Below are 12538 nucleotides of genomic sequence, written 5' to 3'. Positions count from 1 at the left end.
GGGCCGACATCGGCACTTCCCGGCAACAGCGTCCGTTCCTATGACGTTCCCTCCGGAGCCAGGAGCCGGCCGGCCTTTATCTCCATCACGCGGTCGAGGGGGGGGGCGTCAGTGCCCGGCGTGATGGCAGGCGGTCTGGTGGCCGGGCGCCACGCTGCGCAGGGGCGGATCGACCGACCGGCAGAGGTCGGTCGCGATCGGGCAACGGGCGTGGAAGCGGCAGCCGGCCGGGATGTTGCGGGCGCTCGGCAAATCCCCCGGCAACGGGCTGGCGTGGCGCCGGCGGGCCGGATCGGGAACGGCGTCGATCAGCGCGCGGGTGTAGGGGTGCTGTGGGTGGTCCCAGAGGCGGTCGTGGGGGCCGGATTCGACCACGCGACCCAGATACATCACCAGCACCCGGTCGGCGACGTAGCGCACCACCGACAGGTCGTGCGAGATGAACAGCAGCGACAGGTTCATCTCGCGCTTCATCGCTGCCAGCAGGTTGATGATCTGCGCCTGGATCGACAGGTCGAGCGCCGACACCGGCTCGTCGCAGACGACCAGTTCCGGCTCCAGGATCAGCGCGCGGGCGATGCCGATGCGCTGGCGCTGGCCGCCGGAGAACTCGTGCGGGAAGCGGTGCGCCGCGTCGCGCGGCAGCCCCACCCGGTCGAGCATGTCGTGGACCCGCCGCCGCCGCTCCTCCCGCTTGCCGATCCCGTGGACGGTCAGCGGTGCCAGCAGGATGTCGCCGACGCTGTGGCGCGGGTTCAGCGAGCCGTAGGGATCCTGGAAGATCATCTGAAGCCGCCGCCGGAAGGCGCGCAGGCGGCCTTCGGGGGCTGCGCCGAAATCCTCGCCGGCGAACAGGATGCGGCCCGAGGTCCGGTCGCCCAGCCGCAACACCGCCCGGCCCAGCGAGGATTTCCCACAGCCGGACTCGCCGACCAGCCCGACGGTCTCGCCCGCCGCGACGTCCAGCGAGACGCCGTCCACCGCGCGCAACGATGCTCCCTGCGAGGGGTAATGGACGTGCAGGTCGGTCACGGACAGCAGCGTCATGGGTGGAACTCCGGCGAGGCGGCGCTAGGGGAGTTGAGGGGGGAGCCGGGAAGGGGGAGACCGACGGCGACCGGGCAGGCGACCGCCCGCCGCGCGGCCGGGACGAGGAGCGGCGGCATCGCCTCGGCGCAGGCGGCCACCGCCGCGGGGCAGCGCGGAACGAAGGGGCAGCCCGCCTGGCCGGCGGCCGAGGCGATGCTGCCGGGGATCTCGTCCAGCGGCCCGTCGCGGTAGTGCCGGCCGGCGTTCATGCGCGGCGACGCCGCCAGCAGCCCGCGGGTGTACGGATGCAGCGGGTCGGAGAACAGCGGTCCGGCGTCGGCCTCCTCGACCTTGCGGCCGGCGTAGAGCACGACGACGCGGTCGGCCCATTGCGCGACGACGCCGAGGTCGTGGGTGATCAGCAGCAAGGCCAGCGACAGCTCGCGGCGCAGCCGGTCGAGCAGTTCGAGGACCTGGGCCTGGATGGTGACGTCGAGCGCCGTGGTCGGCTCGTCGGCGATCAGCAGCTTGGGGCGGCAGGCGACGGCCATGGCGATCATCGCCCGCTGGCGCATGCCGCCGGACAGCCGGTGCGGGTGGTCGTCGACCCGCCGCTGCGGCTCGGGGATGCGGACGAGGTCGAGCAGCTCGATCGCCTGCGCCCGCGCCGCCTTGGCCGACAGACCCTGGTGGAGGCGGAGCACCTCGGCGATCTGCCGGCCGATGGTCAGCACCGGGTTCAACGAGGTCATCGGCTCCTGGAAGATCATCGCGAGGTCGCGGCCGCGCAGCCGCCGCTTCGCGCGCTCCGGCAGGCCCGTCAGCTCCTGGCCGGCGAAACGGATGCCGGCGGCCTCGACGCGGGCGGAGCGCGGCAGCAACCCCATCAGGGCGAGCGCGGTCAGCGACTTGCCGGACCCGGATTCGCCGACCAGGGCGACGGTCTCGCCGGCCTCCACCGTGAGATCGAAGCCGCGGACCGGCCACCAATGGCCACCTGCGCCGTTCCGGAAGCCGATGGAGAGGTCGCGGACGCTGAGCAGCGGGTCCATCAGGAGTCCTTCTCAAGGCGCGGGTTCAGCGCGTCGTTCAGCCCGTCGCCGATCAGATTGAGCGCCAGCACCGTCACCACGATCAGCAGGCCGGGCAGGGCGGTCAGATACCAGGCGGTGCGCAGCAGCTCGCGGCCCGCGCCGATCATGCTGCCCCAGCTCACCGTGTTCGGGTCGCCCAGCCCCATGAAGGACAGCGCCGCCTCCATCAGGATCGCCGAGGCGACCATCACCGAGGAGGTGACGATGACCGGCGGCATGGCGTTCGGCAGGATCTCGCGCAGGATGATGCGGCCGTGGCCGTAGCCCATGCCGCGCGCGGCGACGACGAAGTCCTTGCTCCGCAGGGCGCGGACCTCGGCGCGGACCAGCCGGGCGATGGTCGGCCAGGTGACGATGCCGATGGCGCCGACGATCGTCGCGACCGACGGCTGGGCGATGGCGACCAGCACGACCAGCAGGATGAAGCTCGGCACCGCCTGGAAGATCTCGATCAGCCGGACCAGCGCGTCGTCGAGCCAGCCGCCGCGGTAGCCGGCGACGGCCCCGACCAGGATGCCGAGCGACAGGCCGACGCAGGTGGCGGCGAAGCCGACCAGCAGCGAGATTCGGGCGCCGTGCATCAGCCCGGCGGCGACGTCGCGGCCCAGCGAATCGGTGCCGAGCGGGTGAGACCATTGCCTGCCGGGCCACAGCAGCGGGCGCCCCACCATGCCGAGCGGGTCGTCGGGGTAGAACAGGGGCGCCAGCGACGCTCCGAGCATGACCAGGGCGAGGAGGACCAGCCCGGCGATCGCCGTCGGGTTGCGCAGGAAGGCGCGCAGGGCCCGCCGTCCGTAGCGCGGCGCGGCGGCGGGCGTGCCGGCGGCGGGATTGGCTGTTGCGGGAAGCGGCGGTGCGGCGGCCAGCGCCGGGGAGGAGGTCTTGGGCATCACGACGCCTCGATCCGTGGGTCGAGCCAGGCCTGGAGGACGTCCACCAGCAGGTTGGCGGCGATCACCAGCAGGGAGGACAGAAGCAGCACCCCCAGCAGGATGCTGAAGTCGCGGGCCATCACCGCCTCGTAGGCCAGCCGGCCGAGGCCGGGCCAGCTGTAGACCGTCTCCACCACCACCGCACCGCCGAGGATGCCGCCGAGATGGATGCCGGCCATCGTCGTCACCGGCAGCAGGGCGTTGCGCAGAACGTGGCGGGTCATCACCGTCCAGGCCGGCAGTCCCTTGGCGCGCGCGGTGCGCACATAATCGTGGGTCTGCGCCTCCAGCAACGCCGCGCGGGCCAGCCGGGCGTAGATGGCGACGTAGAAGAGGGCGAGCGAGGTCGCCGGCAGCACCATGTAGCGCAGCCGGTCGAGCAGCGCCGCGAGCCCTTCGGCGGGGCCGCCGCCAGAGGGTCCACCAATGGTCTGGTAGCCGCCGCTGGGCAACCAGCCGAGCGTCACCGAGAACAGGACGATCAGCATCAGCCCGATCCAGAAGCCGGGGATCGAGTAGAACAGCAGCGCCAGCACCGAAACGACGCGGTCCGGCCAGCGCCCGGCGGTGGCCGCCATCACCAGCCCGAGCAGCAGCCCGACGACGAAGGCGAGCGCCAACGCGGTCGCCATCAGCAGCAGCGTGCCCGGCAGCCGCTGGCCGATCAGCTCGGCGACCGGCATGTTGTAGCGCGGCGAATAGCCCAGGCTGAAATGGGCGAGGTTGGACAGGTAACCGAGCAGCTGGAGCAGCAGCGGCTGGTCCAGCCCGAAGCGGGCGCGGAGCGCCGCCAGCGTCTCCTCCGTGGCGGTTCCCGATTCCGCCGCCATCACGTCGGCGGCGTCGCCAGGCGCCAGCTGCAGCAGCAGGAAGTTCAGGATCACGATCCCGAGCACGGTCGGAATCGCCTGGAGGGCGGTGCGCAGGAACCGCCGCGTCAGACGGCCGGGCGTCGTCATGGCCGGCCCCTTTCGCGGGATTGTACAAGTCCGGCTCCCCGCACCGACGCCATTTGACCCATCATCCTCATGTCCAGGCGAACTCCGCCGGCTCCACACGGTAGCGCTCGATCACGCGGGGGTCGGGGTCGTAGCCGAGCCCCGGCCCGGTCGGCACCTTGACGAAGCCGTCGACCGGTTCGGCGACGGCGCCGATCGGGTGCTCGTCGAAGGCAAAGTAGAGCCGCTCCAGCAACGGCGGGCGGCGGCGCGAGGCGTTGAAATGGATGGTCGCCAGCAGCCCCGGCCCGAAGGTGGCGCAGTGTGGCACGACGTCGACGCCATGGGCCTCGGCCAGCGCGTCAATGCGCAATGCCTCGCTGATCCCGCCGGCCTTGGCGAGGTCGGGCTGCGCCACGTCGATGGCTCCAGCGTCGAACATCGCCTTGAAGTCGTGCAAGCTGCCGGCGTTCTCGCCGGCAGCGATACGCAATGACCCTTTGCGGCGGATCTCGCCGAGGCCGCCATAATTCTCCGGTGGCCACACCGGCTCCTCCAGCCAGTCGAAGTTGCCGGGCGCCAGCCGCCGCGCGGCGTCGATCGACTGCGACACGGTCCAGGGGCAGTTGACGTCCAGCATGATGGCGACGTCCGGCCCGGCCTCCTCCCGCGCGGCGAGGTTCTCGGCGATGCCGATCTCGTGGAGCTTGATGTGGCGGTAGCCCTCGGCCAGCGCCTTGCGCACGGCACCCCGCACCCCCTCCACCGAGCCGTAACGCAGGAAGCTGGCGTAGACGGGCAGCTCCGGCGTCACCAGCCCGCCGATCAGCTGGTGCAGCGGAAGACCGGCGCGCTTGCCGAGGATGTCCCACAGAGCGATGTCGACGGCGGCGATGCCGTAGGCGATGCCGCCGATCCGCCCGGTGTTGTGCAGGCGGAATTCGAGGTCGTGCTTGATCGCCTCGATCCGCGTCGGGTCCTGGCCGATCAGCTTGGGCGCGATGTGGGCGTCGATCACCGCCTTCAGCGGCAGGTCGCGGGCGCGCCCGAAGGCCTCGCCCCAGCCGCTGATGCCCGCGTCGGTGTCGATCCGCACCAGCAGCACGTCGAACGCCGACCAACTGCGGCCGGTGCTCGGCCGGATGGCGCCGTTCGAGGAGCAGGGAACGGCGAGCAGAATGGTCTCGACCTTGGTGATCTTCATCGCGCGGGCACCCCGTTGCGTGGCCGTGGGCCGTCTTGAGGTCAGGACTGGAAGTAGGTGTCCGCGAAGGTGTCGCTGGCGCCGTAGGCGCCGATGGCGAAGTTCCGCAGCTTGGTGTTGGCGACGGTGAACTGGTCGACGGCGATGAAGTTGATCAGCGGCAGGTCGGCGACCGCGATCTTCTGGAAGGCGTGGAACAGCCGGATCCGCTCGGCGTCGTCGGTGGCGACGCTCGCCGCCTCCAGCAGCCGGTCGACCTCCGGGTTGGAATAGTGGCTGCCGTTGGAGAAGGCGACGCCCTTCTTGATGTTCTGCGACCAGTAGATTCGCTGCACCCCGACCGTCGGGTCGAACAGATTGGCCAGCGTGCCGGCGTTGAGGTCGAAGTTGCGGTCGGTGTAGACCGCCTTGACGTAGCTGGCGAAGTCCTGGGCCTGAATGGTCACCTCGATGCCGATCTTGCCGAGCGCCTGCTGGACATAGTCGGAGACGCGGCGCAGGTCGCCGACGCCGGGGTTGTGGACGATCTTCAGCCCGAAGCGCCGGCCCTTGGCGTCCGCCTTGTGCCCGGCCTCGTCGAGCAGCGCCGCCGCCTTCTTCAGGTCGAAGGGCAGCGGCTTGATGCTGGGGTCGTGGTAGGGCGCCATGTGCGGGTTGATCGGCGTCGGCGAGATCTGGCCGTAGCCGTACCAGACGGTGTTCAGCAGCACCTTGAGGTCGATGGCGTGGGCGAGCGCTTGGCGCACCCGCAGATCCTGGAGGACCGGGTTGTCGAGGTTGAGTTCGAGCTGCGTGTGGTTGCCGAGGTAATCGTAGCCGAGGCTGCTGACCTGCAGGTGCGGCAGCGCCTTCAGCCGCTCGATCTCCGACAGGGGAATGCGGTTGTCGGGGACGATGTCGACCTCGCCGGTCTCGATGGCGGCGGTGCGTGCCGCCGCGTCGGCGATGTAGCGGAAGATGATGCGGTCGAGGTAGGGCTTGCCCGGATCCCAGTAGTTCGGGTTGCGCTCCAGGATGATGTGGCTGCCGCGCACCCACTCCTTGAAGACGAAGGGGCCGGTGCCGATCGGCGTGTCGCGCCGGGGGTGGCGGGCGAAGGGCGTGCCGTCGTCGTAGATGTGGCGCGGGATGATCGGCGACACCGCCGCCGACAGGCCGCGCAGCAGGAAGGGCGCCGGTTTCGACAGCACCAGCTCGACGGTGTGGGGATCGGGCGTGCGGGTCTCCACGAGGTTGGCGAACATCATGCGACCGAAGGTCTGCAACTCCTTCAGCAGCGAGATCGAGAAGGCGACGTCGGCCGAGGTGAAGTCGGCGCCGTCGTGCCACTTCACCCCCTTGCGGAGCTGGAAGGTGTAGCGCAGCCCGTCCGGGGTCAGGCTGTAGGAGGTCGCGAGCTGCGGCTTCAGCCCATACTGGAAATCATGCGCGAACAGCCCCTCGACGATCTTGGGGCCGACCTTCTGGCTGGCGCCGAAGGAGTTGTCGACGGTCAGGATCGTCGGCGGATCGGGATCGACGACCACCCGCAGCGTCCCGCCGCGCACCGGCGTGCCCTGCAGGGATGCGTCCTTTGGTTGCGCTTGCGCGAACGCTATAGACGACGGCAGAAAAGGAATCGCCCCAAAAGTTGCCATTGCAGAAAGAACATCGCGCCTGTTCGGGGGCCAGCCAATGGTCACGTTCGCTCTCCGGTCTTTTTGTGTGCGTTCAGTTTTCCGTCCTTTAATCCATATGTCAACTAGATTTATAGACATTCATTTTTGGATTCGATGTGTAGTATGTGCGACAAGGAGCGGCCAATCCGCATCTCAACCGTGGGAAGAAAAAGCGATGGATTTCAATTTCACGAAGGCGCAGAGGGACATTTACGAGACCGCCGGCCGCATCGGTCGCGAGGTGCTGGCGCCCAACGCCCGGCGCCATGACGAGGAGGCGAGCCTGCCGCTGGACGCTCTCAAGATCCTCGCCGACGAAGGATTCCTGAAGCTGACCGTGCCGGCCGCCTATGGCGGGCTGGACAGCGGCGCCAAGGGCAGCGACCCGCTGCTCTACCTGCTGGCGATCGAGCAGCTCGCGCGCTACTGCCACTCGACCGCCCACTGTCTCCAGGTGCATTCCCACGGCGCGCATTACGTGTCGCTGGTCGGCAGCGCGGCGCAGAAGGACGAGATCCTCGGCCGTGTCGTTGCGGAGGGCGCCATCCTCAACGGCACCGGCAGCGAGCCGGGACGCTCGGCGCGCGGCCTTTACGGGCTGCTGACCACCGCCGACCGGGTCGATGGCGGCTACCGGATCAGCGGCACCAAGAACTACGCGACGCTGGCCGACATCGCCGCCTACAACATCGTGTTCCTGCGCCTGCGCGACGTGCCTTCGCCCGAGGGGCATCTCGGCGTCGCCGTCCCGCAGGGGGCCGAGGGCTTCCACATCGTCGAGGGCACCTGGAACCCGATCGGCATGCGCGGCGCGGTGAGCCCGCATCTGGAGCTGCGCGACCTGTTCGTCGCCGACCGCTATGTGCTGGGCCCGCCGGGCGCCAACCCGTCGATCCGCTATCAGGCCAAGTGCCATCTGGGATTCGCCGCCCAGTTCCTCGGCGCGACCGAGGCGCTGTTCGACTATCTCAAGGCCTATCTGCCGGAACGCGGCACCGCCAAGGACCCCTACGCCCAGCTCCGCATGGGCGAACTGCGCGTCGGCATCGAGGCGACCCGCTGGATCATCTACCGGGCGGCCTGGCTGTGGACGCAGGGCGACGAGACGCGGGCCGAACTGGCGGCGATGGAGGCCAAGCACCAGGCGATCGAGAACGCCACCATCGCGATGGACCGCGCCTCGCAGATCGCCGGGTCGAGCGCCTATCTGGAGGGTTCGCCCTTCGCCCGCATCGTCCGCGACCTGCGCTTCCAGACCCTGCACGAGAACTCGGACCGGACGTCGAGCACCATCGGCCAAGCCTATCTCGGCCAGAGCTTCGACACCACCGCACGCCTCTGAGCGGACACGCCGCCGCCCCTTCCCGGCGCGCCGGAAGGGGCGGGGCGGTCCGTCACGCGTAACGCTTGAAGGACACGGTGTCGTCGCGGCCGAGCTGGCGGATCAGGTCGGTCTCCCAGCGCATATACTCGCGGAAGGCGGCCTCGCGGTCGCCGCGTTCCTGCAGCTTGTAGGGCGAACGCCAGACGTCGTTGGTGTCGTCGAGCCGGTTCGCCTCCCCCGTCTCCAGCGGCAGCCCGGCCGCCGCCCAGGCCACGGTGCCGCCCTCCAGCGTCCGCACCGGCCGCGCGGTGGCCCCGGCCAGTTCGCGCACGGCGAAGCGGGCGAGTTCGCCGTCGGGCGAGGTCAGCACGACGGTCCCATTCCCCGGCAACCGCCCGGCCGTCGCCGCGAGGTTGGCGCGGACGGCGAACCACGCGCCGGGGATATGCCCCTCCCCATGGACGAGGCTGGACGCGAGATCGGCGATTGTCACCTCCCCCTGGGCCTCGCCACGGTCGAGCAGGCCGCGCAGTTCGGTGGCGGTGACGCTCGCGACCGGACCGGGATCGCCAAGGATGACGGGATGCGGCTTGCCGCTTTCCAACGGCCGGTCGGCGAAGGCGTCCGCCAGCACATGCACCTCGCCCCAGCCGATCTGGATGAGCCAGGAGGCGGTGATGGTGGCGCGCACCGCGTCCGGTCCGTCGAGCAGGACGATGCGGCCGTTGCGGGTGCCGACATACTCGTCGGTCGCCTGCACCGCCTGCCCGCCGGGCGCCGGGAGCGAACCCGGGATGTGCCCGGCCTTGTACTCCTCCAGGGTCCGCACGTCGAGAAGGTGCAGCGAGCGTGTCCCGGACTCCGCGACGAAACGGTCCAGCGTCGCCGCGTCGATCCGCCGGATGCCGAAGCGTTCGGTCAGCCGGGCGACCGACTCCCGCGCCTTCGCCAGCCCGGCCGGGGAGGGGGCAGGAGCGTGGTCGGTGCGCCCGTGCTCCAGATCATGGCCGTCGAGCAGCCACGCCATGGTGCCGTTCTCCAACGCCAGCACCGGGTTGGGCAGCCCGGCGTTGATCAGGGTCTGGGCGCCGATGATGCTGCGGGGGCGCCCGGCGTAATTGACCACCACCTGGGCCTCCGGCGTCCGCAGCAGGTCGTGGATGCGGTAGGGCAGCTCGGCGTTCGGGCAGGACAGCGCGCCGGGCAGGCTGAAATTCGCGAACTCCTGTGGCGTCCGGCCGTCCAGGATCACCACATCCTCGCCGGCGGCAAGCTTCGTCCGCAGCGCCGCCACCGTGAGGCGGGGGGTGTCGTAGGCATGCTCGACGAACTCGCCGAACGCCTTGCTGACGACGTTGATGCCGCTGTAGAGGAGATTCCCCTCCGCTTCCCAGGCGGCGTTGCCACCCTTCAGCACGGCGGTGTCGCCGTAGCCGAGTTCGCCGAGGCGCCGCGCGGCGCGGGTGGCGAGGCCGCTGCCATCGGCGTCGGTCACGACGATCCGTGTGCCCCGGCGTGGCACCAGCGTGGCGATGCGGAACTCCAGAAGGCTCAGCGGCATCGACACCGCCCACAGGATGTGCCCGGCGGCGTAGACGCCGGTTTCCCGGGCGTCGATGAGCGCGAACTCCTCGCCGCTGGTCAGAAGGGCGCGCAACTCCGCCACGCCGATCGGGCTGGGCGAAGCGGGCGGGGAGGGTAGAGCAAGGCTGGTCATGGAATGCGGACTCCGTGGAACGGGGCGGTGGCGGCCAGCCAGCCGCCGTTGGACGGACCGCCGCTGAACGGATTTTATGGCTTGGCTGGTTGCCGGGACGCCGGAGCGCGGGCGTCGTCAGGGGGTGTAGGCGTCGATGGGATCGCCTCTGAGGGCGGTGGAAGGCCGGCCGTCGACCCCCACCGGGACATCGTCGCGCAGTGTGATGTGGTAGAGTTGCCGGTCGAAGTCGAGGCTGAAGATGTCGCGGGAGGCCAGATGGGCCGGCGTGCGGTTGTCCCAGAAGGCGATGCTGCCCGGCTGCCAGCGGAAGCGCACCGTGTACTCCGGCCGGGTGACGTGCTCGAACAGCAACTCGAGGATCTGCTGGCTTTCGCGCGGCGCGAGACCGGTGATCCGCTTCAGGAAGGACGGGCTGACGAACAGGGCGCGCTCGCCGGTTTCCGGGATGACGCGCACCAGCGGGTGTTCGCTGACGAGCGGCCGGTCGGCGTTCCGCTTGTCGAAGATTTCGGTCGCGTCCTGGCCTTCCGGCGGCGTGAAGCGGTGCACGCCGCGCAGGTCGTCGACGAAGCCGCGCAGCGTCGGCGACAGACCGTTGTAGGCCTCCACCAGATTGAGGTGATGTGGTGGACGGCCCTTTCACCGGGAAACGGTGTCAAGCTGAGGTCGTTGAAGAAACCACCTTACAGGAGCGGCTGATGACCACGCTGGCGACGATCGGTCTGGATCTGGCGAAGAATGTCTTCCAGGTTCATGGCATCACCGCGGAGGGAAAGGGGAGTATCCGGAATTTCGTGCTCGGCGGGGCGGGTTGAGTATCAGGCGTTCATCGCCTTTGCGAACCGCTCGCCGAAGATGACGGCCATCTGCGCCTTGGCGGCCGTCCATTCGCGCGGCGGCATCTTCCAGTCTTTCTCGGCGCGGTTCAAGACGAGAAACAGGAGCTTCAGGGCCGCCTCGTCATTGGGGAAATGCCCCCTGGTCCGCACCGCCCGGCGCAGCTTCGAATTCAGGGCCTCGATGGCGTTGGTGGTGTAGAGGATGCGCCGGACCTCGCGGGGGAAGGCGAAGAAGGGAATGACCTCCTGCCACGCCCGCCGCCACGCCTTGCCGATGGCCGCGTACTTTTCACCCCAGGGTCCGTCCTCGAAGGCGGTCAGGGCTGCCTCGGCAGCCTTGTCGTCGACGGCGTCGTAGACCGTCTTCAGCGCGGCGGCGATGGCCTTGCGGTCCTTCCAGGACGCGAACTCCATGCTGTGGCGCAACAGGTGGACGATGCAGGTCTGGACGATGGTTTCGGGATAGGCGGCGGCGATCGCCTCGGGAAAGCCCTTCAGCCCGTCGACCACGGCCAGCAGGATGTCCTCGACGCCCCGGTTCCTCAGCTCGTTCAGCACGCGCAGCCAGAACTTGGCGCCTTCGTTCTGCTCGATCCACAGGCCCAGCACCTCCTTGGCGCCGTCGGCGCGCACGCCGATGGCCACATGGATGGCCTTGTTGCGCACCAGGCCTTCGTCGCGGATCTTGACCCGGATGGCATCCAGGAACACCAGCGGGTAGATCGCCTCCAGGGGCCGGTTCTGCCACGTCGTCACCTCCTCGATCACCGCGTCCGTCACCGTGGAGATCAGGTCGGCCGAGACCTCGATGCCATAGAGTTCCCGCAGATGCCCGGTGATCTCCCGCGTCGACATGCCTCGCGCGTACATCGAGATGATCTTCTCGTCGAAGCCGGGGAAGCGCCGTTGGTACTTGGCGATCAGCGCCGGGTCGAACGTTCCCGTCCGGTCGCGTGGAATGGACAGGTCCATCGACCCACCCTCGGTCAGCACCGTCTTGCGGCCGTAGCCGTTGCGCCGGTTGCCACTCTCGTCACCGGCCAGGTGATGATCCAGTTCCGCTTTCAGCGCCCGTTCCGTCAGCGCCTTCTTCAACTGGTCGAGCAAGCCGTTCTGGTCGAACGCCGTCTTGGCATCCGCCCCAGCCAGCAGCTGGTCGAGGATCGCGTCGGGGATAACGGGCTCTTTGCGGCGGGCCATTCAGGGTCTCCTTCTGCTTCAGGATAACCCCGCCGAGCACGAAATTCCGGATACTCCCTTTCGACGGTGCTGCCGGACACGCCGGCGTTCCATGCGCTGCTGCTGCGCTACACGCAGGCCCTGTTGAATCTGGTCGCCCGCTCGGCCTCGTGCACCCGCCTGCACCCGAGCGAGGAGTGGTGCGCGCGCTGGCTGCTGATGACGCACGACCGGGTCCAGGCTAGGCATTTCCCGCTCACCCAGGAATTCTCCAGGAATTCCCGGCGCAGATGCTCGGCGTGCGGCGGCCCAGCGTGTCCGTGGCGGCCGGTATGCTCCGGAAGGCCGGGTTCATCCGCTACACGCGCGGGACCGTCGCCATCCTCGGACGCGACGGGCTGGAGGCGGCGGCCTGCCCCTGTTACGGCGTCATCAAGGCGGAGTTCGATCGCCTGCTTCCGTGAAGCCGGTGGCCCGGCGCACGGCCTAGTCACCGAGAGCTAAAGGCTGCTTATTTCAGGTGCTTATACCGCCTCTCCTATGAAATGACCTTCTGGAGCCAAGGCGGGAAGCAGAGGGATTTGATGCGGCCGGTTTCGGCGATGAGCGCGTTCCAGGCGT

The 12538-nt window shown here is 69.3% G+C and carries 11 protein-coding genes; 2 read left to right on the top strand and 9 right to left on the bottom strand.

Going from position 1 to position 12538, the window contains the following annotated elements:
• Positions 1 to 108: 108 nt before the first annotated feature.
• From J2847_RS25745 to J2847_RS25720, 6 genes are all read right to left on the bottom strand, one after another.
• Positions 109 to 1047: an ABC transporter ATP-binding protein gene (locus tag J2847_RS25745; RefSeq protein ID WP_209781642.1), complete on the bottom strand. Its 939-nt coding sequence runs from the start codon at positions 1045 to 1047 to the stop codon at positions 109 to 111.
• Positions 1044 to 2081, bottom strand: a complete 1038-nt coding sequence (locus J2847_RS25740; RefSeq protein WP_209781641.1) for an ABC transporter ATP-binding protein — start codon at positions 2079 to 2081, stop codon at positions 1044 to 1046. Before J2847_RS25740 ends, J2847_RS25745 begins: the two co-directional genes overlap by 4 nt.
• A complete protein-coding gene (locus J2847_RS25735; protein WP_209781640.1) occupies positions 2081 to 3013 on the bottom strand; it encodes an ABC transporter permease in 933 nt (310 codons plus the stop codon). The genes J2847_RS25740 and J2847_RS25735 overlap by 1 nt, the downstream gene beginning before the upstream one ends.
• Positions 3013 to 4014, bottom strand: coding sequence for an ABC transporter permease (locus J2847_RS25730; RefSeq protein ID WP_209781639.1), 1002 nt, complete (start codon positions 4012 to 4014; stop codon positions 3013 to 3015). The genes J2847_RS25735 and J2847_RS25730 overlap by 1 nt, the downstream gene beginning before the upstream one ends.
• Positions 4015 to 4081: 67 nt before the next feature.
• Positions 4082 to 5197, bottom strand: a complete 1116-nt coding sequence (locus J2847_RS25725; RefSeq protein ID WP_209781638.1) for a mandelate racemase/muconate lactonizing enzyme family protein — start codon at positions 5195 to 5197, stop codon at positions 4082 to 4084.
• Between the two features lie 41 nt (positions 5198 to 5238).
• The gene (locus J2847_RS25720; protein ID WP_209781637.1) at positions 5239 to 6744 is read right to left on the bottom strand and encodes an ABC transporter substrate-binding protein; all 1506 of its coding nucleotides are present in this window, start codon (positions 6742 to 6744) and stop codon (positions 5239 to 5241) included.
• Positions 6745 to 7030: 286 nt separating this feature from the next.
• Here J2847_RS25720 and J2847_RS25715 point away from each other — a divergent pair, with 286 nt between their 5' ends.
• Positions 7031 to 8197 (top strand): acyl-CoA dehydrogenase family protein, encoded by a 1167-nt coding sequence (locus J2847_RS25715; RefSeq protein WP_209781636.1) that lies wholly within the window; start codon positions 7031 to 7033, stop codon positions 8195 to 8197.
• A gap of 52 nt (positions 8198 to 8249) precedes the next feature.
• On the opposite strand, the gene J2847_RS25710 is transcribed toward J2847_RS25715, so the two are convergent.
• From J2847_RS25710 to J2847_RS25700, 3 genes are all read right to left on the bottom strand, one after another.
• Positions 8250 to 9896: a rhodanese-like domain-containing protein gene (locus tag J2847_RS25710; protein ID WP_209781635.1), complete on the bottom strand. Its 1647-nt coding sequence runs from the start codon at positions 9894 to 9896 to the stop codon at positions 8250 to 8252.
• A 117-nt stretch (positions 9897 to 10013) separates the two neighbouring features.
• On the bottom strand, positions 10014 to 10508 hold the full coding sequence (locus J2847_RS25705) for a TauD/TfdA dioxygenase family protein (protein ID WP_209781634.1): 495 nt from the start codon (positions 10506 to 10508) through the stop codon (positions 10014 to 10016).
• A 209-nt stretch (positions 10509 to 10717) separates the two neighbouring features.
• Positions 10718 to 11938 (bottom strand): IS256 family transposase, encoded by a 1221-nt coding sequence (locus tag J2847_RS25700; protein ID WP_209781633.1) that lies wholly within the window; start codon positions 11936 to 11938, stop codon positions 10718 to 10720.
• A gap of 245 nt (positions 11939 to 12183) precedes the next feature.
• Between J2847_RS25700 and J2847_RS25695 the strand changes: the two genes are divergently transcribed.
• Positions 12184 to 12381, top strand: coding sequence for a helix-turn-helix domain-containing protein (locus tag J2847_RS25695; RefSeq protein WP_325169483.1), 198 nt, complete (start codon positions 12184 to 12186; stop codon positions 12379 to 12381).
• Positions 12382 to 12538: the final 157 nt, after the last annotated feature.

The organism is Azospirillum agricola (assembly GCF_017876095.1).
GTDB classification, from domain to species: Bacteria; Pseudomonadota; Alphaproteobacteria; order Azospirillales; family Azospirillaceae; genus Azospirillum; species Azospirillum agricola.
This window is presented reverse-complemented; position numbering and strand designations above follow the sequence as displayed.